General features: G+C 41.2%; 33 protein-coding genes, 1 tRNA gene and 5 pseudogenes. 12 read left to right on the top strand and 27 right to left on the bottom strand.

Annotation, left to right across the window (positions count from 1 at the left end; genetic code table 11):
- Nucleotides 1–4 precede the first annotated feature (4 nt).
- From ArsFIN_RS05555 to ArsFIN_RS27225, 7 genes are read right to left on the bottom strand one after another with little or no spacing between them, the layout of a single operon-like run.
- A complete protein-coding gene (locus tag ArsFIN_RS05555) occupies nucleotides 5–547 on the bottom strand; it encodes a hypothetical protein (RefSeq protein ID WP_135677551.1) in 543 nt (180 codons plus the stop codon).
- A complete protein-coding gene (locus ArsFIN_RS05550) occupies nucleotides 544–780 on the bottom strand; it encodes a hypothetical protein (RefSeq protein ID WP_135677550.1) in 237 nt (78 codons plus the stop codon). The genes ArsFIN_RS05555 and ArsFIN_RS05550 overlap by 4 nt, the downstream gene beginning before the upstream one ends.
- Nucleotides 777–1,094 (bottom strand): hypothetical protein, encoded by a 318-nt coding sequence (locus ArsFIN_RS05545; protein WP_135677549.1) that lies wholly within the window; start codon nucleotides 1,092–1,094, stop codon nucleotides 777–779. Before ArsFIN_RS05545 ends, ArsFIN_RS05550 begins: the two co-directional genes overlap by 4 nt.
- Nucleotides 1,087–1,686: an ORF6N domain-containing protein gene (locus ArsFIN_RS05540; protein ID WP_026824154.1), complete on the bottom strand. Its 600-nt coding sequence runs from the start codon at nucleotides 1,684–1,686 to the stop codon at nucleotides 1,087–1,089. The genes ArsFIN_RS05545 and ArsFIN_RS05540 overlap by 8 nt, the downstream gene beginning before the upstream one ends.
- Nucleotides 1,679–1,882 carry a hypothetical protein gene (locus tag ArsFIN_RS05535; protein ID WP_026824155.1) on the bottom strand — a complete coding sequence of 68 codons (204 nt, stop codon included), beginning with the start codon at nucleotides 1,880–1,882 and terminating at the stop codon, nucleotides 1,679–1,681. The genes ArsFIN_RS05540 and ArsFIN_RS05535 overlap by 8 nt, the downstream gene beginning before the upstream one ends.
- Nucleotides 1,879–2,067: a hypothetical protein gene (locus ArsFIN_RS05530; RefSeq protein WP_026824156.1), complete on the bottom strand. Its 189-nt coding sequence runs from the start codon at nucleotides 2,065–2,067 to the stop codon at nucleotides 1,879–1,881. The genes ArsFIN_RS05535 and ArsFIN_RS05530 overlap by 4 nt, the downstream gene beginning before the upstream one ends.
- A complete protein-coding gene (locus tag ArsFIN_RS27225; RefSeq protein ID WP_135677548.1) occupies nucleotides 2,060–2,365 on the bottom strand; it encodes a hypothetical protein in 306 nt (101 codons plus the stop codon). The genes ArsFIN_RS05530 and ArsFIN_RS27225 overlap by 8 nt, the downstream gene beginning before the upstream one ends.
- Nucleotides 2,366–2,384: 19 nt before the next feature.
- On the opposite strand from ArsFIN_RS27225, the gene ArsFIN_RS27220 reads away from it, so the two are divergent.
- Nucleotides 2,385–2,564 (top strand): hypothetical protein, encoded by a 180-nt coding sequence (locus ArsFIN_RS27220; RefSeq protein WP_135677547.1) that lies wholly within the window; start codon nucleotides 2,385–2,387, stop codon nucleotides 2,562–2,564.
- Between the two features lie 730 nt (nucleotides 2,565–3,294).
- Here the strand turns inward: ArsFIN_RS27220 and ArsFIN_RS05515 are convergent.
- From ArsFIN_RS05515 to ArsFIN_RS05490, 7 genes and pseudogenes are all read right to left on the bottom strand, one after another.
- Nucleotides 3,295–3,579: a helix-turn-helix transcriptional regulator gene (locus tag ArsFIN_RS05515; protein WP_026823957.1), complete on the bottom strand. Its 285-nt coding sequence runs from the start codon at nucleotides 3,577–3,579 to the stop codon at nucleotides 3,295–3,297.
- 74 nt (nucleotides 3,580–3,653) lie between these two features.
- Nucleotides 3,654–3,878: a helix-turn-helix transcriptional regulator gene (locus tag ArsFIN_RS05510; RefSeq protein ID WP_026824086.1), complete on the bottom strand. Its 225-nt coding sequence runs from the start codon at nucleotides 3,876–3,878 to the stop codon at nucleotides 3,654–3,656.
- 15 nt (nucleotides 3,879–3,893) lie between these two features.
- Nucleotides 3,894–5,081 (bottom strand): tyrosine-type recombinase/integrase, encoded by a 1,188-nt coding sequence (locus ArsFIN_RS26225; protein ID WP_034250440.1) that lies wholly within the window; start codon nucleotides 5,079–5,081, stop codon nucleotides 3,894–3,896.
- Between the two features lie 165 nt (nucleotides 5,082–5,246).
- Nucleotides 5,247–6,260: pseudogene (locus ArsFIN_RS26220) on the bottom strand (terminase large subunit); the annotation flags it as partial.
- Nucleotides 6,260–6,735: pseudogene (locus ArsFIN_RS05500) on the bottom strand (phage terminase small subunit P27 family). The pseudogenes ArsFIN_RS05500 and ArsFIN_RS26220, both read right to left, overlap by 1 nt.
- A gap of 115 nt (nucleotides 6,736–6,850) precedes the next feature.
- Nucleotides 6,851–7,210 (bottom strand): HNH endonuclease, encoded by a 360-nt coding sequence (locus ArsFIN_RS05495; RefSeq protein ID WP_135677546.1) that lies wholly within the window; start codon nucleotides 7,208–7,210, stop codon nucleotides 6,851–6,853.
- Between the two features lie 8 nt (nucleotides 7,211–7,218).
- Nucleotides 7,219–7,671 carry a hypothetical protein gene (locus ArsFIN_RS05490; RefSeq protein ID WP_135677545.1) on the bottom strand — a complete coding sequence of 151 codons (453 nt, stop codon included), beginning with the start codon at nucleotides 7,669–7,671 and terminating at the stop codon, nucleotides 7,219–7,221.
- Nucleotides 7,672–7,801: 130 nt separating this feature from the next.
- Here ArsFIN_RS05490 and ArsFIN_RS05485 point away from each other — a divergent pair, with 130 nt between their 5' ends.
- Nucleotides 7,802–8,197, top strand: a complete 396-nt coding sequence (locus tag ArsFIN_RS05485; protein ID WP_135677544.1) for a hypothetical protein — start codon at nucleotides 7,802–7,804, stop codon at nucleotides 8,195–8,197.
- Between the two features lie 7 nt (nucleotides 8,198–8,204).
- On the opposite strand, the gene ArsFIN_RS05480 is transcribed toward ArsFIN_RS05485, so the two are convergent.
- The 8 genes and pseudogenes from ArsFIN_RS05480 to ArsFIN_RS05450 form a co-directional block, all read right to left on the bottom strand.
- On the bottom strand, nucleotides 8,205–8,609 hold the full coding sequence (locus ArsFIN_RS05480; RefSeq protein WP_167876662.1) for a lysis protein: 405 nt from the start codon (nucleotides 8,607–8,609) through the stop codon (nucleotides 8,205–8,207).
- A 17-nt stretch (nucleotides 8,610–8,626) separates the two neighbouring features.
- On the bottom strand, nucleotides 8,627–9,109 hold the full coding sequence (locus tag ArsFIN_RS05475; protein ID WP_135677542.1) for a lysozyme: 483 nt from the start codon (nucleotides 9,107–9,109) through the stop codon (nucleotides 8,627–8,629).
- Nucleotides 9,069–9,311, bottom strand: a complete 243-nt coding sequence (locus ArsFIN_RS05470; protein ID WP_135677541.1) for a phage holin family protein — start codon at nucleotides 9,309–9,311, stop codon at nucleotides 9,069–9,071. The genes ArsFIN_RS05475 and ArsFIN_RS05470 overlap by 41 nt, the downstream gene beginning before the upstream one ends.
- A 108-nt stretch (nucleotides 9,312–9,419) precedes the next feature.
- Nucleotides 9,420–9,656: a hypothetical protein gene (locus ArsFIN_RS05465; RefSeq protein ID WP_135677540.1), complete on the bottom strand. Its 237-nt coding sequence runs from the start codon at nucleotides 9,654–9,656 to the stop codon at nucleotides 9,420–9,422.
- 349 nt (nucleotides 9,657–10,005) lie between these two features.
- Nucleotides 10,006–10,146: a hypothetical protein gene (locus ArsFIN_RS28135; RefSeq protein ID WP_276489414.1), complete on the bottom strand. Its 141-nt coding sequence runs from the start codon at nucleotides 10,144–10,146 to the stop codon at nucleotides 10,006–10,008.
- A gap of 22 nt (nucleotides 10,147–10,168) precedes the next feature.
- The gene (locus ArsFIN_RS28130) at nucleotides 10,169–10,438 is read right to left on the bottom strand and encodes an antiterminator Q family protein (protein WP_276489413.1); all 270 of its coding nucleotides are present in this window, start codon (nucleotides 10,436–10,438) and stop codon (nucleotides 10,169–10,171) included.
- Nucleotides 10,439–10,548: 110 nt separating this feature from the next.
- Entirely contained in the window at nucleotides 10,549–10,776 is a 228-nt protein-coding gene (locus ArsFIN_RS05455) for a hypothetical protein (RefSeq protein ID WP_246067351.1), read from the bottom strand.
- A gap of 66 nt (nucleotides 10,777–10,842) precedes the next feature.
- A pseudogene (locus tag ArsFIN_RS05450) lies at nucleotides 10,843–12,016 on the bottom strand (IS3 family transposase).
- A 203-nt stretch (nucleotides 12,017–12,219) separates the two neighbouring features.
- Here ArsFIN_RS05450 and istB (ArsFIN_RS05445) point away from each other — a divergent pair.
- The 4 genes and pseudogenes from istB (ArsFIN_RS05445) (at nucleotide 12,220) to ArsFIN_RS05430 (ending at nucleotide 14,114) form a co-directional block, all read left to right on the top strand.
- Nucleotides 12,220–12,981, top strand: coding sequence for an IS21-like element helper ATPase IstB (gene istB / locus ArsFIN_RS05445; RefSeq protein ID WP_135677409.1), 762 nt, complete (start codon nucleotides 12,220–12,222; stop codon nucleotides 12,979–12,981).
- A 74-nt stretch (nucleotides 12,982–13,055) separates the two neighbouring features.
- Nucleotides 13,056–13,211: pseudogene (locus ArsFIN_RS05440) on the top strand (DUF2800 domain-containing protein); the annotation flags it as partial.
- Between the two features lie 15 nt (nucleotides 13,212–13,226).
- Nucleotides 13,227–13,787: pseudogene (locus ArsFIN_RS05435) on the top strand (DUF2815 family protein).
- 132 nt (nucleotides 13,788–13,919) lie between these two features.
- Nucleotides 13,920–14,114, top strand: coding sequence for a hypothetical protein (locus ArsFIN_RS05430; protein ID WP_026824018.1), 195 nt, complete (start codon nucleotides 13,920–13,922; stop codon nucleotides 14,112–14,114).
- Nucleotides 14,115–14,116: 2 nt separating this feature from the next.
- Here ArsFIN_RS05430 and ArsFIN_RS05425 read toward each other — a convergent pair.
- The 3 genes from ArsFIN_RS05425 to ArsFIN_RS05415 form a co-directional block, all read right to left on the bottom strand.
- Nucleotides 14,117–14,192: transfer RNA gene (locus ArsFIN_RS05425), tRNA-Lys, on the bottom strand.
- 10 nt (nucleotides 14,193–14,202) lie between these two features.
- A complete protein-coding gene (locus tag ArsFIN_RS05420; protein ID WP_026824019.1) occupies nucleotides 14,203–14,523 on the bottom strand; it encodes a CCDC90 family protein in 321 nt (106 codons plus the stop codon).
- Nucleotides 14,504–14,752: a hypothetical protein gene (locus tag ArsFIN_RS05415; RefSeq protein WP_026824020.1), complete on the bottom strand. Its 249-nt coding sequence runs from the start codon at nucleotides 14,750–14,752 to the stop codon at nucleotides 14,504–14,506. Before ArsFIN_RS05415 ends, ArsFIN_RS05420 begins: the two co-directional genes overlap by 20 nt.
- 48 nt (nucleotides 14,753–14,800) lie before the next feature.
- Here ArsFIN_RS05415 and ArsFIN_RS05410 point away from each other — a divergent pair, with 48 nt between their 5' ends.
- From ArsFIN_RS05410 to ArsFIN_RS28740, 6 genes are all read left to right on the top strand, one after another.
- Nucleotides 14,801–15,583, top strand: coding sequence for an ORF6N domain-containing protein (locus tag ArsFIN_RS05410; protein ID WP_034250333.1), 783 nt, complete (start codon nucleotides 14,801–14,803; stop codon nucleotides 15,581–15,583).
- 66 nt (nucleotides 15,584–15,649) lie between these two features.
- Nucleotides 15,650–16,348, top strand: coding sequence for a hypothetical protein (locus ArsFIN_RS27215; protein WP_246067350.1), 699 nt, complete (start codon nucleotides 15,650–15,652; stop codon nucleotides 16,346–16,348).
- A 12-nt stretch (nucleotides 16,349–16,360) separates the two neighbouring features.
- Nucleotides 16,361–18,424, top strand: a complete 2,064-nt coding sequence (locus ArsFIN_RS05395; RefSeq protein WP_135677539.1) for a DNA polymerase — start codon at nucleotides 16,361–16,363, stop codon at nucleotides 18,422–18,424.
- Complete coding sequence (locus ArsFIN_RS05390) at nucleotides 18,396–18,671, top strand: ANR family transcriptional regulator (RefSeq protein WP_407062021.1); 276 nt, start codon at nucleotides 18,396–18,398, stop codon at nucleotides 18,669–18,671. Before ArsFIN_RS05395 ends, ArsFIN_RS05390 begins: the two co-directional genes overlap by 29 nt.
- Nucleotides 18,662–18,943, top strand: a complete 282-nt coding sequence (locus ArsFIN_RS05385) for a PDDEXK family nuclease (protein ID WP_135677538.1) — start codon at nucleotides 18,662–18,664, stop codon at nucleotides 18,941–18,943. Before ArsFIN_RS05390 ends, ArsFIN_RS05385 begins: the two co-directional genes overlap by 10 nt.
- A 101-nt stretch (nucleotides 18,944–19,044) precedes the next feature.
- Complete coding sequence (locus ArsFIN_RS28740; protein WP_135677537.1) at nucleotides 19,045–19,353, top strand: antA/AntB antirepressor family protein; 309 nt, start codon at nucleotides 19,045–19,047, stop codon at nucleotides 19,351–19,353.
- Here the strand turns inward: ArsFIN_RS28740 and istB (ArsFIN_RS05375) are convergent.
- Together istB (ArsFIN_RS05375) and istA are read right to left on the bottom strand one after the other, a co-directional pair.
- Nucleotides 19,253–20,014 carry an IS21-like element helper ATPase IstB gene (istB, locus tag ArsFIN_RS05375; protein WP_135677409.1) on the bottom strand — a complete coding sequence of 254 codons (762 nt, stop codon included), beginning with the start codon at nucleotides 20,012–20,014 and terminating at the stop codon, nucleotides 19,253–19,255. The genes ArsFIN_RS28740 and istB (ArsFIN_RS05375) overlap by 101 nt on opposite strands.
- Nucleotides 20,001–21,041 (bottom strand): IS21 family transposase, encoded by a 1,041-nt coding sequence (gene istA, locus ArsFIN_RS05370; RefSeq protein WP_135677417.1) that lies wholly within the window; start codon nucleotides 21,039–21,041, stop codon nucleotides 20,001–20,003. The genes istB (ArsFIN_RS05375) and istA overlap by 14 nt, the downstream gene beginning before the upstream one ends.
- Nucleotides 21,042–21,107: the final 66 nt, after the last annotated feature.

The raw sequence follows: 21,107 nt of genomic DNA, 5'->3' as shown, positions 1-21,107 counted from the left end.
CCCCTTAATGCACCACAGCAACGGGCTGAACATTGCCGTTAAGCACATCATCGATAAATAGGTTATGGAGTTGGGCTAAAATTTCTTGCCCCATAAAGGAAAGTTTTAAACACTTAGCATTACTGACTTCTAGCATGTTTCGATAAAACGTCAGAATATATTGCTCTGCGTCTTCCTTGGTCTCCCTAGAATAAAAAGCGCCTTCAATATTATTCTCCATGCCCATGCGTTCAGTCGCCAGAAAAATAGGAAGGTGATAGTTTTTATGGGTGTAGTAAGGCTGACCATTTTTAACGTTGCATTGCATAACGAAAATAGCCGAAATAACACAGCGTACGGACGTGATCACATCGGCTTTGTTAAAATCGTCTTTTTTCCAGTATTCATCGATTAATTTCAGGATTAACTTAGGGTCATCATCCCAATGACCCTCATTAACACGATTAGGGATATCCGCCACAGGAATCGTTATTTTTTCAATATGCCCCTGTTCGTTTAAATGTGTAAGGCATACATTTTTGCCAATGGTTTTTATTTTATAGCTCATCTTGACCCCTTCCTTTTTTTAGCCTGTTTGCGCTTACACTTTTTCGACTTAGTGCCTGTGTGCTTTGAGCCACTGACATAAGTGTTAATCCCAGGATTTCTTATAAATTGGGGCTTCACTTTTCCCTTAAGAAAAGCCCGTGTATTCTTAGCGTTAAAGGTATTATCCCGCCCTGAGTTATAGCCATCGCTAAAAGTAATTAATGGTTGTTCGTCATATTGTGTCATGTTCATCTCACGCCCTCCGATACAGGGAATCCTTCACGCTGATAGAGTGTGAACTGGGCGTTTTCTGCGTTGATAATGAGTGCCTGAGCAATTTTAGGTAAGCACATCAACGCCTCACTCATCCGGCATAAATCCGCTTTCGCCTGACTATCGGCATAGTTTTCATTGCTACATGCCCAATATGCGCATTCACCAAAGGCTTTTAGCCCTGACATAATCCCATCAAACCCTGCCTCACAAGCACCTTTCATTTCTCTTAGATCTTTAGTGCTCATCGCCTGTAAATTATCCGCTATGAGGTAATGCTGAATATCAGCCATGATGTACCCCCTTGGTGAAATCACCTAAATCACAGATAGACAGTTGGGAAAGTTCAATAACGGTTTTGATGGCTGGACGAAGGCGCTTAAGCTCTCTACGGCGTAGGGTCATCGCTGCACTGCCTGGCTTACCATGACCAAGATAAGAGTCCTTCTCTGCCTTAACGACAAGATGTTGCGCTTCCTCCGGTTTCATCTGGCTTAACTCTTCAAGCGAAGGAATATCAACATGACGGAGTTCACCTAAGGTGTTACGGCGGAAATAAACATTGACTAGCTCTTTTTGTATTTTCCAAGAAAGCTCATCACGAAATGACTTAACGATTAACAAATAACCTGATTCAGTTAGAACCGTTAGCCCCCTGTTTGGCACAGAAATTCCTAAAGTATCTAATTGATACTTTAGAGATACTGGAATCGATAAATAATCTTCCTCATAGACAAAATGTTCTCTATGGCGGTTAAATGCGACTCGTGTAGTTCCTTTAGGGCGATCATGTGCCTTATCAATCATGGCAAAAGTAACAACACGCTTACCTTGGTACTCCACAACAGGCATCGCCCGATTATGGATAGCGACAAAATTAGACATGTTGTCCCTCCTTACCCATGTCTAGCATGGTCACGAGGGTATTAGCCCTTTCAGACGCCAAAAACACTAAATCAGATAGATAAAAGGCTAGGCTATTATCCTTTTCTACTGCTATCTGATTGATACAATTAAGCAAAGATGCCGTTATGGTTGCATAGTGAAGAAGATTGTCATTATTGACATAAGCGCTATTCATAATGTCACCTCCTCTAAATCCTGACGAGATTTAGCCAAGTCCCTGGCATATTCGAGTAGGGCGAAAGCAATGTCTTGTGACTTCGGATCGCTAAATAAATATTCCATCGTCTCAAGCAATGTCGCTATGACATTTAATTTGTCTTGAGGGTGAATATAAGCCGCTGGAAGTGAGCTATTACACATAAGCCACCTCCTGTACAGGCTTAAGGCCTGACCAGACAAGCCGATCACCTTTGAACAGCACATGAAATAATCTGCGCTCACGACGGGTTAATGACACTTTGCCGTAGGGAATGTTGGAATCTAGAGGGATAATCCAGTAAGTATCTGTAAATTTAGGGCGAGTTTGGGTAGACTTATACGAAGCCATAACTGTTACTCCAGTTAACATTGTGGTTAGGCGCCCTGCTAGTGTTGAAGCACTGTAGGGCGTTGTCTTTTGTTCAATGTGATAGTAACGTGTAGTTACACATAAACACATTACAACAGGTGTAATAGACATGTCAATACACAAAAACGATAGACGAGGTAACCCAGTTTTCCAATTTCGATTAGATCCGGAACTTCGGGCTGCTATGGAAGAAGCACAAAAAAAAGACGGAGATGAAAGTCTTGCAGGATGGATGAAACGCATTATCCGTAAAGAACTAGACAAAAGAGGCATCACCCCTAAAGGCTGAAATCGCTTAGATACATATTCCGCTGATTGCTTCTGAGCCAATCCAGCCAACCCAACCAACCCGATATTATCGGGTAGCCTCATCATCAGAGAAAAATTTCCTTGATGTTCTGAGTGACCATGAGCCACTCGCTTTGTTTGTTTATTAACCGTTCCTCTTAATGATGAATGGTTATTTTTTGCACTACTCAAATTTGAGTAGATGAGGTATTTTAAGCTGCGGTTAGATGGTTGTTTTGTATACTGCACAAATTGAATCAACCTATTGTTTTTAATGCTTTCTTTTGTGCGCACCTCTCTAATGGCTTGTACACCCATGTTGTTTAATTTCTGAACTACACTTTTTGTGTAGTGACCTACACTTTTTTTGTAGGTCGACTTGTTCAGGCGATTAAATATATCGCCCCCCTGATTTTTGGCATAAAGAAGCCCTTCACGGTTATTCACCGTGTTTTGAATGTTCATATTGAACCTTATTTAATTAATTGAGCGGTGAGTCATGCTGCTTGGTCAGAAAAAGGGGACTTTCGGTAATCACTGCCTGCCAGGGAAAGGAAAGAATTTTTTTAACCGACTTCCTCTTTAAGTTGTTACAGGTCTTTATAGGTTTTTAGAGGTATTTTATCTACCTATACCTAATTAACTAATTGATATTAAACGGATTAAATGTAATTGGTACAGGTGATACAGGTTTTTTAGGTTTTCTGCCAAAAAGGGGACTTTTCCCCTCATCAGTGAGATTGACGGCTGTAAGGATTATTCACGTTCTTCACCTCTGGCGGATTGCGTGCCCACCATAGAACATCGCTTAATAGCCATGAGACGGAGTTCTTTCCCATAGGTATACGCTTAGGAAATTTTCCTTCTTCCTCTAACACCCATCGACGGGAACGGGATAAACCAGATATCTGCTTACATTCGGCTTCCCTGATTCGGCGATCATACTTTTGACCATATTCATCTAAAATAAATTGTCTTTCTTCTCTGGTAGGTTCAGTAAATTTAACCGTTATCATTATTTCTTCTCCATAATAAAAAAACCCCGATTAACGGGGTTCAATTCATGACATTTAATTTTTATACGTTCTAGTTATTCAGGTTTCCATGTGCCTTTTATCCAAGCCTGAACTTCGGATAATCGGTATAATCTGGTTTGTAGTCCTATATTTATTTTTAAAGGAAATCTGCCCCTTTTTTCTAAATAATATCTATGATTTCTACCTAGCGAAGTTAACCATTCACATTCTTCTTCTTTAATTAATCGGTCAATTTCATCCATATTTTCTATCTCAGCACGAGTTAATATTAGTATCATAAAACCATCTTCTTTTTATAATGCGTTTAAATAATCTACCCACCAAACAAGCGCTTCTCTTTTCCTATTCATATATTTACTTCGATTGTATATTCCCGCTACACCAGTTAATGTGTGACCAAGTAATTGTTCAATAACATTATGTTCAAATCCGTTATCACTAAGATTTGTAGCGATTACTCTTCGCATATCATGTGGAGTCCATTTTTCTAAATGATTAAGCCTTTTCCATATTTTTATCATGCTGATACTGGCTGCACTCTGACGCATGTTAAAACCAATTACCCTCTCTCTATTACAAGTTGCTTTGTTTAATAGTGATAGCCATTGTTTAAAATTATAGGGAATGGGTCTAATAATTTCTCTACCATTTTTACTATGATGAGGGGGGACTCGCCATATATCATTTTCTAAGTCCCATTCATCCCATGTTGATAATATTATTTCAGAAAGACGACAACCAAAGACAATAAGAAATTTTAAAATAATTCTATTTTCATATGAGATAATATGATTATCATATTCTTTATTCACATAATGCCACAGCGCTTTTAATTCATCCTTTGTTAACACTCTCTCTCTTTTATTTGATTTTTTTCCTACATCACTTACATCTAAATCGTCAATTTCATGGCTGATTGCATATTTTCTAACCCTACAAAATTTTAAAGCCTGTTTTGTTGTTTTTAACATTGCGCCTGCTTGTACCGGAGCAACTTTTTTTATTCTATCGAAACAGTTAACCCACATAGACAACGAACAATCATTCAATGGAATATCTCCAATATCGGAATAAATATGTTTCATGAAACAACTTTGAATATATTTTGCGCCTTTTCTTTTATCTTGAGCATAATTATTAATCCAGTATTCTAAGCTATCTTTGACTGTAACAGGTTTCAGTAAATCATCTTTGGTTATTTTGATTTGTATTCTCGGATCTTTACCCCCAGCTAACCATATTCGACAATTATCTCTCTGCTCCCTTGCGGCTTTTAAACTTAAATCTGGGTACTTGCCTAATGTTAACCATATAGGCGCGCTCTTTCTCCCGTAAAGGCGAAAGAAAAAAACAAAACTTATCGTACCTGTTTTACTTATTCTTATAGCTAACCCATTACCATCAGCAATAGTTTGTTGTTTTTCGCTTAATTTACCATGTAAGGATCTTAACTTTTTATCACTGAGCTTGTTGACTGCCATGTAGCGCCCTTTTTTCAATTTGCAATACACATTGCAATACACAGAGTTGTGTAAAAACCAGAAAACACGAAAAAACACGAGAACAATAAAAAATGAATAATCTATTTTATATCAGTATCTTACAAACAACACGAGGACGGCTAATCCATTATAATTAGCAGATATTACATTCTTTGTTATAAAATTCGTCCTAGCTGAAACCTGCTCCTGTGCTTTTTTTGCAAGGCGGCGCATATCATCCCATCGCTTGCAAATACCTAATCCAGGATTGGCTTTTTGCCACATCTTCTCGTCAAACGGATCATCTTTCTTGTCTAGGGTATAAATAATGCCAAAGAAGGAATCGTCTTCAACCTGCCCCTGTAAAACCTTGATGGCATAATCGCGTAATTCGTAGCATATGCCTTCTTTATTAAATCCAGCGGTGGTAATACCGAAGAGCAAGGATTGTAATCTTGCACCTGTTGCCGTCTCTAATACGTCCCAAACATCACGCGTTTTGTGTGCGTGCAGTTCATCGACAATACCGCAATGGATATTTAACCCGTCCAAATTATTTGCATCGCTGGATAGTGGTTCGAATTTTGAAGCGGTGACTTCTTGATAAATCGCTAATTTATTGAACTCAAAACATTGACCAAGGGTATGTTTAGCCTTCCTTATCATGTTTTTTGCATCTTCAAAGACAATGCGAGCCTGATCACGAGTCGTGGCGGCTGAATAAACCTCTGCGCCACCTTCGCCGTCTGATCCGGTCATATAAAGTGCAATACCTGAAGAAAGCGTTGATTTGGCATTCTTACGGGCAACTTCGTTATAGGCGGTACGAAAACGTCTGACCATCACGACTCGTCCACTGCCATCATTACGGATTACCCTTTCCCCCGTTTGTTCATCGACTAAAGGGATAACAAATCCAAAAATATTGATCAGGATAAAAATATGCCAATCCATCAATTTTATAGTTTGACCGGCAAGATTACCTTTTACATGGGGCACAAACTGATAGAAATTAAGGATATGTTGTGCGCGGGGGAAGCTAAAATAGATACCCCGTTCTTCACCATGCTCAAGGTCATTCAAAAAGCGTTGACACGCCAATCGTACATATTCACACGCGATGATATCACCCGACACAGCGCGTTGTGCATAGCTAATGCCTTCCGCTACTTTTGCCATTAGTCTATCCTGCTTTTCAAAAATTCGACAAACGGATCTATTTCGTTTGAAGCCTTACCGTTTACTTTTGACCTGCTAGCGGGGTCATGCCGAATTCAGCTTGCATTCTGCAAATGCGCTTCCACGCATCGGCCATCATGGCAACTTGCGGATGTGGACGGATCATGACGTTGCCGTCAGTGGATGTTGTCTTGTAGGTCTCGCCTTCTTTGTCAATAACATCTCGATGTTTTCGCCATTCGACATACGCCCCAACCAGCAATTCCAGAGCCATACCATCGATAGCAGTAATAACGCCTATCGCATCTAGCCGTTCGCAAAGAACCTTAAACCAGTAGCGTTCTTGCTTGTTAAAGTGTTTTGGTGTTGGGGGAACCCCTTTTTCGGGTTTTGGCTCATTTTTATTAATTGCCCTTTTTGAAGGATTACCCCTTATCAAACGTAGATGTGTCGGTGTTTTTGGGGGTCCAGACATAATTTAAAATTCCTATTAATCGCGCAATTGGGATACCTATAAAAAGGTTTTCTAACCTGCGGTGGTGTAAAAAAAGGCAAATCGGCGGTTCCCAAAGGTAAAAGAGGGAGCGATTTTACCCGCCCCTCCCTCGCTTTTCTCTTGCGGTCTTCGTGCGATGGCATGGCCAACATAACGCTTGCAAGTTACTTTCTGCATCATTGCCGCCTGTTGCTTTTGCGAGAATATGGTCAACGGTGGTTGCGGTTATCAATCGCCCTTCAACTAAACATCCCTGACACAAAAATTTATCACGTTTTAATATTTTTTTACGGAGATGATCCCACTTTGTACCATAGCCACGCTGATGACGGCTTTTACCTTGTTGATAATCTTTCCAACTTTGGTTTCGATGTGCGTCACAGTACCCACTGCATTCAGTTGTTGTCTTGGCACAACCGGGTTTGCGACAGGCACGAGGAATACGTGGCGGCATAGTCCTCCTTAAGCATTCACTTCTTCTGCTGATTTTAAATATATATCAGGCGCATCAACTATTATCTCATCAGTCACAATGAAAGAGGCCTTAACACGTGGAATTTCCTGCGGTTTACTCTCTATAACCGTCGATTCCTGATTAGAGAGTATCTTGCCATTAACGGTAAGTGCATAGCCTTTAAACACACCCCTAATAAACAGTTTTGATAATTTTATCGATGTCTCTTTTTCATCATTGATTTGTTTATCTCTTGCTTTTTTCGCGCCTTCTCGAGCACCTATATTACAAGCCTCTTGTACTGCCATTTGCAAACTGGCTGGATATGTTTTCTCTTCGTTAATTGACCCCATTTGTTGCATCAAATTAGCAATACGTTGCAAGCGATCTTCTAATTTAATGAGATCACTATCATCAGCCTTTATTCTTACTCTAATTTCTGGTGCATTTTTTTCAGACATAGCTCACCTATTTCAAATTAATGGTAATCTTTAATAATTATTTCCAACTGAATGGTGGCCAACCTGTTAAACCACCACATAGCAAGCCAAAAATAAACGTAATTATTGGATAAAGGAGCCACCAATATTCATGAATGATTTGATAAAAATCCTGCAACTTTACTCACCTCTGATTAGTTTATTAACATTCTTTTTGGGCTTATATATTGGTAACAAACACGCCATAGGTAGAGATAAAAGACAAGAGTTTAATGAACGTGCTGAACCCATAATTGACTATTTTGATTATATGCAGTCATGGTTTGAACAACGGGGTTTTACTACTGCATTCCTTTTACCAGAATCCGCGATAACCCGCTTAATGCGTCGGTTATCTAAAAGAAAACAGAAACGTTTCGATGCTTTAATTCGTCAATATCAATCGACTTTTAATCAGCTCAAACATGAAAAATCCAGAACTGAGGAGGCATACAATTTATTATTAAAACAGGTGGCAGATATAAAACTATTTTTACGCTTTAAATAAAGCAAAATTAACCACTACACTGTGTTTTGATGTACTGCTGTAGATATTCCGTCTGCTTTTCGTTCTCAGCTATCATCTCTCTGAGATGGAAATAATCCTGTCTAGCTGCCTCACCAAGTTGTGGGCTGGCTTCATCATGTCGGCTCTTGGCGGTAGCGGTTTTGGATGCACGACACACGGCGTTGACGCGCAACCGCTTAGTGCCAGCGCGAACAGTATCATGCAGCTTAGCAATTTCAGCTTTGGCATTATTGAGTTTCTCAGTCTGTTGAATGTCGAGTTGGTGCAAAGCATCGATTTTTTGCTGCTGTAATTTCACCGCTTCAATTTGTGCGTGATATTCCTGTTTTAGCGTGTGGTATTGTGTTTTCAGATTTTTGTAGTTTGATAAAACAACGTTGAGATAAATCATCAATCCGACAATGATTATCAGGATAAGTGTGACAGGTCGCCAAAACATATTACGCTCTCTATTTCCCGACGGGTCATTAACCCTTTCCACTTTCTGCCATCGACATAAACCCAGCGTCTCATCTCGTTACAAGCGCCCTTTCGGTCATCAGCGTTGAGCTTTTTGAGTAACGTCGATTTAGCGAAATTCCCCACGCCCACGTTGTAGGCAAATGAGTAAATCGCGGCTTGTGTCAACGTATTGATATTGACTTTAATCAACGGGTCAACGTAACGTTTTACCGCTTTTAAATCGTCATCAAGCCATTTATCGCAGTCTTTTTGCGTGTACGTCCGGTTACGCTCAATATCGTTACCTGTGTGCCCATAACAGACAGAAAGCACACCGCCACCGTCAAAATAGGGCTTAAGTCTCAACCCTTCGAAATGCGTTATCATGCTTGATGCCAGAAACAACGCGCTACCGCCTGTTGCCATCAATATTTTTTTCGGTATCTTCATACTGACGCTCTTTGAGTTTGTACTCCTTTTTGCGGTAGTACACGTTGATAAAAAATGTCCCTATCGTGCAGCCGATACCCATCACCGCAATCCACTGGTCAAGGGTTAAAAAATCAAAAATCGTTGTTGTAACACCACCGATGGTCGTCATGATGCCCCACAGATAGGCAGCCGGTGTTGAGTATTTTTCAGACATGCGCATATACCCTCCCATTGAGGGTTCCATTGCTTTGAATTGAACAGGGAGCCAGCCGCCTTACTCGTTTTGATGATTGTTTTTGTGAGTATTGCGGTGGCTTATTTTTAATGCTTATTCAGGTTTTTTTGCCGGTAACACAGCCCAATAAGCATAATCTTTTGGCTTAAAGGTGACATACTCGCCGTTATCCCAACCCTGGAAATAGAGAAATTTGCCGTCTTCTGCAAAAGTCCCGACTACCTGGTTGTAGTAATCCGCACTGTTTACGATAAGATATTGACGGGGGTATTCTTCTGTACCAAGTTTAACACTAGAAGGGTGTAATTCAAGGTTTAATGTTTTAGTCATAAGATTTCTCTTTGTTATTATTGTTATCAATTATCCCGTTCCTTGATGTTGCTAAAACAAAAAAAAACACCTCAATGTGTGCTATTTCTATATATTCAATTTGTGAGTGTTGGTGGTGTAAACAAAAAACCCCACGCTTTCACGTGGGGCTATGCACTACTGGCTTATTTACCGTATGGATCGTACGAATTCACAAAAAAGTAGTGCACCAACAAAATATACTTAATTGGTTAACAACACAAGCCAAAAAGAAAACCTCGCAAAAGCGAGGTGAGCAAAAAAATAATTAATCGAGGTTTTATTTATCAGCGTACATTTCTGCTGGACGCAAAAATTCATCATGGGCACTTTAGCATACCTTTTGCGGTCGCACTAGTGTTTGATAATTGTTTGTACGATATTTGTACAATATGTCGATATCTAATTGAATATCAAGGGTTTCAAGGCATCCTAGAATAAATCCTTCCGCTATTTGCATTCTTTTTCGCACCTCATCCTCGCGTACCGCAAACTTACGCGCGATAGCACGCTTGGATACCCCCCCTGATGTAATAATCCTCAATATAACTCAACTCTCTCGCCATCCCCACCGTGTTAAGACGACTGACGCACACATCAATCACCAGCCCATCTGCATCACTGCACGATAAGCGATTTGTGCCTGTAAACGGCATGAGGCGACTAAAGCCCGCAGCCACGGACAACCAGCTCACCACTGCATACGGATTACCCGCACACCACCCACCCCAGTGGAGTAGTATTTTCTCGATGTCTCTGCTCATGATCTTTTTGCTCCTGTTGTGAACGGGAATATTTCTTCTTTACCCCAGCAAGACAACCTATTTCTATTAATACTTTTTAAGGACATATATTACTAGCGCGCGTATTGGTTTCAAAAAAGGTTGTCTTGGTTGTCTTGGTTGTCTTGTTTTGGTGAAAAAACGCGCGTTTGTATTCCATCAATATAAATTCTTTCCGTTTTATACCCGCAATTTTGTAAAACATTGCCAATGCGCATTTGTTCCCTTCGCGATATATTTTTTGGTTCAAGGTTCAATGCTTCACGCAAAATATCCGCAGAACGTAAAAATTGCCGTGCCCGTGGTTTTTGTCCGGTCATTAAATCCGGTTCATCTAACCAACGCTCGATAATTTCCTGTAATGGTCAACAAATTCTGTAGAAGATCTAAGCGGCATTTTTTAGTTCATGATATTTTTGATGTGGCGTTAAATAACCAATCGTTGAATGGCGTCGATAATAATTGTAAAACTGAATATAATTTTCAACTTCACAGACAACAGATTGATGATTCATAAACGATAAACGATAAACGATAAACGGTTAAGTCTTTCTGTCTTTAAACTCCTAAAAAATCTTTCCATCACGGCATTATCGAGGCAATTACCTCGCCGACTCATGCTTTGAGTTATTTTCCGTTCAAAGAGGTGCGCCCTAAACTCCTCCGATGAATATTGGCAACCTTGATCTGAATGGAACATCAAACTTGTCGTATCCGGTAATTGCCGTTCAATTGCGTTATCTAAGGCTTCTTTCACTAATTTCGAATCCGGTTTTGTTGATAAGGCATAACCAATAATTTCTTTGGTGGCTAAATCCAACACACAGGCTAAATAGCTCCACCCATAGTGATGTCTAATATACGTGATATCCCCGACATAATAGTGATTATGCTGTTCAGGGGAAAATTGTCGTTTAAGCAAATTAGGGGCATATCGATGTTCGTTACCCGATGAGTGATAGTAGTGCTTTTTCGTTGGTCTAATTGCAACTAATTGATTTAATTTCATGATGTTCGATATTTTATAAGTGCCAATTTGGTGCCCTAAACCCTTTAACTCGGCTTGAATACGTCTTTTGCCATAAATTTGACCCGATGTATAAAAAATACGTTTGATTTCGCCACACAGTCTTTCATTTTCAACTGTCGGTATTTTCGTTTCATAATAAAAACTACTGCTGCTTACTTCAAAAAGATGGCATAACTCAGTGACCGTAAAATTGGGGTACATGATTTTCAGTTGCTTCACGATTTTGAGTTTTGATTGTCGAGGATGAAGTAAGCCGCGGCTTTTTTTAATATGTCATTATCCCTCTGAGCACGCTTAAGTTGAACTTCTAATTCTTGTATGCGCTGTTGCTCGGGTGTTAACGCTTTTGATTTTACAGGCGTATTCCCATTTAACTCGGCAAGATATTGTTGCTTCCATCGTGATACGGCAGATTTACCCGCACCGGATATTTTTTCAACTTGGATATTGCTATATCCACCTTCAACCATGAGTTTTGCATATTCCAGTTTTTGCTTTCCGCTAAAGGTTACTTTTACTTTTCGGGTCATATTTATACCTATAAGATTTTGCTTAATTATAAGCTATAAATCTCTACAGTTTTATTAGACCACTACACTTCTACCCTTACCAGCAAGGGTTTGCCAATCTATCCCACAGACTAATACGCTTAATATCCCTATCGTACCGCCCCTTGAATCTGTCAGTTTGCAACACTCAATCAGCGTATACGAAGCATTACTGGGAGGTGAACATGTTATTGCATGAACAAATTGAACACCTGTGTGAGTCATTGAAATTAAATTCTATTCCGACTCATTGGTCATCACTTGCCGAAAAATGCATTGCCCAAGACAAAAGCTACGGAGAGTTTTTACTGTCCCTGTTAAAATGTGAGCAACAACAACGAGATGAACGAACTCGTAATCTTTTGAGTCGGATGGCAGGATTCCCAGCACATAAAGAACTTAATACGTTCGATTTTAAGTTTGCAACGGGGATCCCCAAACAACACATACAGGAATTAAGCGCATTAACGTTTATTGAACGTAATGAAAATGTCGTGTTGCTTGGCCCAAGCGGTGTAGGCAAAACGCATTTAGCTATTGGGTTAGGATTAAAAGCAGTACAGGCCAAGAAGAAAACCCGCTTTACCACGGCAGCTGAACTGATGTTGCAACTCTCAACTGCCAAACGACAAAATAAGCTCAAACAATATCTATCACGTTCGGTGATGGCCCCGAAGTTGTTGATTATCGATGAGATTGGATACCTGCCGTTTGGGCGAGAAGAAGCAAACCTGTTTTTCAATGTGATTGCCAAGCGTTATGAGCATGGCAGTGTCATATTGACGAGTAACCTATCATTTGGGCAATGGCCAAGTGCTTTTGCTGATGACGCAACATTAACTGCCGCTATGCTTGATCGTTTACTTCATCATTCGCATGTACTGCAATTAAGCGGTGAAAGCTACCGATTGAAAGATAAGCGGCGCTCAGGAGCAATAACTGAGTAAAACAGTGGATCAATTTTGATTGATCGGATTTAGATAAAAAGTGGATCAGTTTTCGGTGATCGTTGACAGACAAGCCGAGTCGCTGGGCAAAACTGGAAGCACTTATTGAGCGAGCAGACGGTAAACCCGTCATCGCACCAGAATCAGACCCAAGACCTGCCATTATTACTAACCCCTTAAACGACTTCGACGATGTGACCGAAGCGTCACTCGCTGATAAATCCATTTAATTAAAAGGTAACACTATGAAAATCAAATTAAACAACGTACGTCTGGCTTTTCCTGATTTGTTTGAACCCTCTCAGTTTAGTGGTCAGAGTGAATTTAAATACCGTGCCACTTTCCTAATCGCCAAAAATCGTACTGACCTGATTGAGGAAATCAAAGCCGGGATCAAACACGTGATTGGCGAGAAATGGGGCACCAAGGATATCGAAAAAATCTATAACAGCATTTGCAATAACCCTAACCGTTTTTGCTTACGCGATGGGGATAGTAAAGAGTACGACGGGTACGCCGGAAACCTGTATATCGGTGCTAGCAATAAATCTCGTCCGTTAGTCATTGACCGCAATACCTCACCGTTAACCGCACAGGACGGACGCCCCTACTCAGGCTGCTAAGTTAACGCCACCATTGAATTTTACGCCTATGACAATAACGGTAACGGTAAAGGCGTCTCCGCATCATTAAGAGGGGTTCAGTTTTTCCGGGATGGCGATGCATTTAGCGGTGGAAGTGTGGCCTCCGTTGACGAATTTGACGACCTGAGCATGGCTGAGGAAGAAGAGTTATTGGCAAGTTAAACACCAGGGAACTACCGCCGCCTGAGGTGGTTAAACAATCAGGCACCGCTCAAAAATATGAGTGATTTTTACTCAATTTATCTTAAGGAAAATTTGATATGTAACGTGTAAATAACCCGAGGAGTCTCAAAAATGAAATTAGATAATATGAGTGAAACCATTGCACTTACTAATCCCAGTAACAACCACCATTATCTGCTTAACCTGGAACAACCCGTTTACGCTGATGAGGAAACCAGAACATTAATCAATATGATTCAACTACTGGCAGAAGAAAACCAGTACTTGAGAAAAGAGAATAAGCGATTGGCAAAGAGCCATCGGTAAAATGGTGGGCTATGCAGGACTCGAACCTGCGACCGATGGATTAAGAGTCCACTGCTCTACCCACTGAGCTAATAACTCATAATAGTGATTATAGTGCTGGCATTAAAAACGCTTTTACCACCAGAGAAAGGATACCCAAAATACCGGCACCTAACATCCAGCGCATTAACTTTTGTTCAGCACGAATACCTGACATCTCAAGTTGTAGGTCTTTGCGAACTATCTCCATGTCTTTGCGAACATCAGCTATATCACGTTTAAGTTCAATGATATCCGCTTTAGTCGCTACATCAGCAACCTCGTGAGACTTACGCACAACAAGCGAAATAGCCTTAGCTTGCTCTCTGGAAATACCTGCACTTTCAAGCTCTTCTGACGCTTGTAAAGTATCAAATGCAAATTGGCCCATAAAGAAATCCCCCTGTGTTTAGGTAAGTATAACCTAACAATAACCATTGACGAAAGAAGAAATCATGCGCTATAGTTCGTTTAGGTGCTAGAAACACCTTACGAACGGCAACCGCGCCCGTTAGTTCAGCGGTTTTTTTGTGTCCATATTTTAGATATGGCCGAGTGTGGGTGAATAAAATACCAGTAATGGGAATAAGCCCGCTTGCCTTCGTACAAGTTTCTAGCACTTGGCCGCCTGAGCCGTTCAGGCTTTCCTCTAGAAAAGGATACGAAAAATGAACACCATCATTCTTGATAACCTTAAAGTTCTAACTCACGATAATATACCTGTTATCACTACTGAACTACTTGCTAACTTGTATGGTACCGAAGTAATTAGGATTCAACAAAATTATAACCGTAACAATAGTAGATTTATTGAAGGTAAGCATTTCTTCAAAATTACGGGTGAATGCTTAAATAATTTGCGACTATCTTTTAGCGAGTCACAAATATCTGCCAAAACTCGCAGTCCCATACTTTGGACAGAACGAGGAGCCGCTCGCCACGCAAAAATGCTTGAAACAGATAAAGCATGGGATGTATTCGAACAACTAGAAGATTGTTACTTTAATTCAAAAAAAGTTAACAATTCTCAACCCCAAACGAAAGCCGCAGAGCGTTTTACCCACTCCGATACTCGTAACCTGACGCATTTAGTTTGGTGTATGACAAATGGCTTCCGTTTTGAGCGTTCATGGAGTAATGCGGTGTGGCTAGCGTTACGCGAAGTAACTGGCACACCCTCACCGGAGCGTTTTCAGGTAGAGCATATCCCGTTAATGGCTGACGAATGCAGACGCATTTACTACATCACCGAGGCACTACGCCAGATTATCAATGACGCTGAAAAGCAAACGATCAAACGACTTTTGCGTAAACGTGAGAACATCGATACTGTATTAGCGGAAATAAAACAGCTTTTTGAGCAATTCCACCATCAACAAATCGGGATAATCACCGCACGCACCGATCAGTGGTATGAAGGTGAGTTGACCCACTTCTTAGAACGTCACTAATTTAATCTTAACGCCCCTTTTTATAGGGGCAATTTTTCATCAATTTCATTATTGAGGAATTTTTATATGCAAAATTTAATGAATGTACCAAATGTCACACTTTCCAATAACGAAACGATTGACTCGCAACAATTACTGCTAATGGTCAACGAAACACGAAAAGAACACGGCGAACCACCAATTAGAAACAACAAATTTATTGAAAAGGTTAAAGATGAACTTGAAGGAGAGACCTACACAAAAAGTGTAGGTCAAAAAAACGGCGCTGATATTGAAATTATCGAAATGATGCTTAAGCAAGCGCTTCGTGTTGCCGCCCGTGAATCGAAAGCCGTTCGCCGTTCACTGATTGATAAACTGGAGCAGCAAAGCAAACCACAAAGCGCCAATGAAATTATCGCAGCAATGGCGTTAGCTAACGTTGCACAGGAGCGTCGGTTAAAGAGTATCGAGCATCAGGTAGAACAAGTTTCGGAAGAAATCGAACATATAAAACAAGGCACTATCCCCGCGGATTTCCAAGGTTATAGCTATCTTAAAACAAAATATGGCTTAAGCGATGCGAAATGTCGCCAGTTAGTGATGGCGTGGAATGTGCCTTATAAAAAAGTGCCCCATGTAGCGCCAGGTGGTCAGATTACCCAAATGTCGGTAGTTGAGGAAGAAGCATTTAAATACGCGCTGGATACGATGATGCTTGAGTCTGAGAAACGCGGCAGTCAGTGGTATCACCCTAAAATGGGGCGTTTTCCCGTAACCGCCTGATAAGGATGGATTATGCAAAATTTACTATTTTGTGATTTAGAAACCTATAGCGATATTCCGATTAATTGTGGTACGCATCGCTATGCTGAAAATGCAGAAATATTACTTTTTGCCTACGCTTATAATCATGGCTCTGTCAAGGTTTGGGATGTGACTGAAGATAAAACGATGCCCACAGATTTAAAATCCTATTTTGATGCCCCTGAGATTTTAACCGTTTGGCACAATGGCGGTATGTTTGATACGGTAATTTTAAAACACGTGTTAAATATTGACTTACCGTTATCCCATGTTCACGACACGCTTGTACAAGCACTGGCACATGGCTTACCCGGTGCGCTTGGTTCGCTTTGCGATATCTTCAACGTTAATAGTGATAAAGCCAAAGATAAAGAAGGTAAAGCCCTTATCTCTTTATTTTGCAAACCGCGCCCTAAAAACAGCAAAATACAACGCGCCACGGCGTTAACACATTTCGAAGAATGGCAACGTTTTAAGCAATACGCAGGTTCTGATATTTTAGCCATGCGCGAGATTTATCAACATTTACCTCGCTGGAATATGAATTTTAATGAAACAACGTTGTGGCAGTTAGACCAAAAAATTAACCGCCGTGGGATGTGCATGGATGTTGAGTTGGCAAAAAGCGCCTTGACCGCCGTTGAGAACGAGCAGAAACGGTTATCAACCGTCACACAGCAATTAACAGGTAACGCTGTACAGGCTGCGACCCAACGCGATGCTCTGCTACAGCATATCACCGCGTCATTTGGCATCACATTACCGGATATGCAAGCCAGCACGCTACAGCGACGCGTTAATGACCCTGATATTCCACGGGCTTTACGTGAACTGCTGTCAGTCCGTCTGCAATCGTGCACAACCAGCACCAGTAAATATAAAGCGCTGTTGAAATCGGTGAGTGCAGATGGACGACTTCGAGGAACCAAACAGTTTTGTGGCGCTTCACGCACTGGACGATGGGCGGGGCGGATTTTTCAACCGGATAATCTCCCCAGACCTACGCTTGACCAAAAAACCATTGATGAGGGGGTTGAAGCGTTAAAAGCGGGTTGCGCCGAGCTGATTTGCGATGACATTATGCAACTGACCAGTTCTGCGCTTAGAGGATGTATTATTGCCCCGCAGGGTAAGAAGCTGGTTATTTCCGATTTATCCAATATTGAAGGTCGCATGTTGGCATGGCTGGCGGGCGAAAACTGGAAAGTCAAGGCTTTTAGCGAGTTTGATAACGGCAAAGGCGATGACCTCTATAAATTGGCATATGCGCGCGCATTTTATCTTTTACCAGAGAACGTCACTAAAGCTCAACGACAAATCGGTAAGGTGATGGAGCTTGGATTAGGCTATGGCGGTGGGGTTGCGGCATTTTTGACATTTGCCCTCGCCTATGGCCTGGATTTAGATGAATTGGCGGAAGCCGCATTACCTAATATACCGCATAACGTTAAGCGAGAGGCGATAAGCTGGTATCAACAATCTGTTGAAACAGATAAAACTTATGGCCTCAGCGAAAAAGTCTTTGTTACCTGCGATTCCCTTAAGCGCATGTGGCGCAATGCCCATCCACAAACCGTATCATTCTGGTACGATATTGAAAAGGCAGTAAAACAGGCCATTCAGTCACCTCAAATACCCTTTGAGTGTCGCAAACTTAGCGTTCGACGCGATAAAAGCTGGCTTAGAATTTGTCTACCATCAGGTCGTAGTCTTTGCTACCCTTCTGCACGAATAGAGAATGGACAGATTACCTACATGGGGACTAACCCCTACAGCCGTAAATGGGAAAGGCTAAAAACCTACGGGGGGAAAATTACAGAAAATATCTGTCAGGCCGCTGCACGCGATGTATTAGCCTATAACATGCCGCCTATTGAAAAGGCGGGGTATGAGATTGTCCTAACCGTCCACGATGAGATTATCAGCGAAGCGCCCGATACCCCACAATTTTCCGCTGAGGGGTTAAGCGCACTGTTAAGTGCCAAGCCTGACTGGGCTTTTGATTTACCGCTTAGTGCAGCGGGATTTGAGACTTATCGCTATCGAAAAGAATAATAACACACAGGATAAAATAAACATCATGGCATTTAAAAAAAACGATAGCCCACTTTATTTCAAGGCGGCGCAGGACGCGGTACACCTTGAGCAGTCAGGGCAATACCATGAAGCAGCGCGCGCATGGGCACAGGCAAACCGATTGGCGCGCAATCGCAATAACCGTATCTGGAGTGAGAACCGCGCCGATTTTTGCATTATGCAAATAAAACGGGAAGACATAAAAAGGAAGTATCCATGCGGTTAATTAGGGAAGAGAGTATCGAAAAACATTTGGTGCGTGAAGTGCAAAAAATCGGTGGCATTGCCTATAAGTTTGTTTCACCCGGACGACGAGGCGTGCCTGACCGATTAGTCGCGCTGCCCAATGGCAACATTATTTTTGTGGAGTGCAAAGCCCCAGGCGAAAAGCCTACCCCCTACCAGTTACGCGAACACGCTCGGCTTTTTGCCCTCGGTCATCAGGTTATCGTACTGGACAGTCAGGATCTAAGCAGCATTTTACCCGTTGCGGGCTGAGAGCCTTAAAAACAATTTATCTTCTTGATTTCCGGTATTTAAGCCCTGCGAGTTACAGAACATTTTTCACACTATCAATTTAACTATTGAGGAATATCCTTATGTCAAATTTAATCAACATCGAAACAAAAAACATTAACGGTGGATTAATCCAAACGGTTAATGCTCGTGATTTACATGCATTCTTAGGGGTAAAAAACCATTTTAAAGATTGGATAAAAGATCGCATTGAAAAGTATGGTGTCAACGATCACCGAAAACTGATCCACTTTTTATCTAAATCCGATCAATCAAAATTGATCCACTGTTTTACTCAGTTATTGCTCCTGAGCGCCGCTTATCTTTCAATCGGTAGCTTTCACCGCTTAATTGCAGTACATGCGAATGATGAAGTAAACGATCAAGCATAGCGGCAGTTAATGTTGCGTCATCAGCAAAAGCACTTGGCCATTGCCCAAATGATAGGTTACTCGTCAATATGACACTGCCATGCTCATAACGCTTGGCAATCACATTGAAAAACAGGTTTGCTTCTTCTCGCCCAAACGGTAGGTATCCAATCTCATCGATAATCAACAACTTCGGGGCCATCACCGAACGTGATAGATATTGTTTGAGCTTATTTTGTCGTTTGGCAGTTGAGAGTTGCAACATCAGTTCAGCTGCCGTGGTAAAGCGGGTTTTCTTCTTGGCCTGTACTGCTTTTAATCCTAACCCAATAGCTAAATGCGTTTTGCCTACACCGCTTGGGCCAAGCAACACGACATTTTCATTACGTTCAATAAACGTTAATGCGCTTAATTCCTGTATGTGTTGTTTGGGGATCCCCGTTGCAAACTTAAAATCGAACGTATTAAGTTCTTTATGTGCTGGGAATCCTGCCATCCGACTCAAAAGATTACGAGTTCGTTCATCTCGTTGTTGTTGCTCACATTTTAACAGGGACAGTAAAAACTCTCCGTAGCTTTTGTCTTGGGCAATGCATTTTTCGGCAAGTGATGACCAATGAGTCGGAATAGAATTTAATTTCAATGACTCACACAGGTGTTCAATTTGTTCATGCAATAACATGTTCACCTCCCAGTAATGCTTCGTATACGCTGATTGAGTGTTGCAAACTGACAGATTCAAGGGGCGGTACGATAGGGATATTAAGCGTATTAGTCTGTGGGATAGATTGGCAAACCCTTGCTGGTAAGGGTAGAAGAGACTTAACTTCCTTAGCTAATCTATCTGCTGGCTTCTCTAACGTTGTTCCATGAATTCGCTGATGGGCAACGCGTTGTAACCATGGACCCACTTTTGCATTAGCTATTTCAATATCCAGTTCAAGATTATGAGCACGAAGGTCGGTGTTTAATGGCACGATAAAGCTGTTTTTTAAATAGTGGTTAAAGCGCTCTACTTTCCCTTTCGTTTTTGCCCTGTAGGGCTTGCAAGCCTTCAATTTAAACCCGTAATCTTTCGACATTTGAAGCATTTCGACATGTAATTTATGATCACCTTCTGCATAAGCATCCCGTTCGATGATGAGGGATTTTGCGTTATCACACAATACTTCCTGTGGTACACCACCAAAGTAGTCGAAAGCTTCTCTTAAACCTTGCTGCCACGATTCTGCTCGTTCATTATCAAAGAACTTTACATAACTCGCACGCGAATAGCCTAGCGTTGCAACAAACGCTTTCAGCGATTTTTTACCTCGCCGGATGCTGGTGAAGTCGATTTGCATTTGTTGACCTGGCTGTGTTTCAAAACGGACGACTACTTCGGGAACAATGCTTGGTTTAAATTGACAAACAAATCGGCGTAATTGAGCAATACCACCTTGATAGCCGTTTTCAACTACCTCATCAAATAAGACTGTTGCAGGGATCCAATCAGGTTTAGCCAGTTCAATTCGCTGAAGCAAATAAGGTTTAAAGGGGGATAATTTAGTCGGTTGTTGACTTCTTTTAGCATAAGTTGGCATTGTCTGTTGTTGTAAATGATGTTTTACGGTGTTACGGGATATACCCAACTCACTGGCAATTTTTCGAAGGCTTTGTCCTTGTGCAAAGCGAACATGAATATCCACAAATATCTCCTTGGTTAACATAAATTATCCGTACAAAAATGTGCGAATAATACCAAGTGGATCAGTTTTAGATGATCGTTAGTGGAT

It is taken from the genome of Arsenophonus nasoniae (assembly GCF_004768525.1).
Classification (GTDB): Bacteria; Pseudomonadota; Gammaproteobacteria; order Enterobacterales; family Enterobacteriaceae; genus Arsenophonus; species Arsenophonus nasoniae.
This window is presented reverse-complemented; position numbering and strand designations above follow the sequence as displayed.